Genomic DNA, 460 nt, shown 5'->3' with positions numbered 1-460 from the left:
GACTACCAGGGTATCTAATCCTGTTTGCTACCCACGCTTTCGAGCCTCAGCGTCAGTTACAGACCAGACAGCCGCCTTCGCCACTGGTGTTCTTCCATATATCTACGCATTTCACCGCTACACCACGAATTCCGCCTACGTTGCGCACACTCAAGTCTGCCAGTTCGCGCTGCAGTGCAGACGTTGAGCGTCTACATTTCACAACACGCTTAATCTCCGGCCTACGCTCCCTTTAAACCCAATAAATCCGGATAACGCCCGGACCTTCCGTATTACCGCGGCTGCTGGCACGGAATTAGCCGGTCCTTATTCATAAGGTACATGCAAAAAGCCTCACGAGACTCACTTTATTCCCTTATAAAAGCAGTTTACAACCCATAGGGCCGTCATCCTGCACGCTACTTGGCTGGTTCAGACTCTCGTCCATTGACCAATATTCCTCACTGCAGCCACCCGTAGG

At 51.7% G+C, this 460-nt stretch carries 1 rRNA gene; it reads right to left on the bottom strand.

Annotated features, from left to right (window positions below):
- Positions 1 to 460, bottom strand: a 16S ribosomal RNA gene (locus tag PGH32_RS24595); the annotation flags it as partial.

Origin of the sequence: Erwinia sp. SLM-02 (assembly GCF_037450285.1) — a bacterium.
In the GTDB taxonomy this organism is placed as follows: Bacteria; Pseudomonadota; Gammaproteobacteria; order Enterobacterales; family Enterobacteriaceae; genus Erwinia.
The sequence above is the reverse complement of the archived record's forward strand: the minus strand, read 5'-3'. Positions and strand labels throughout refer to the sequence as shown.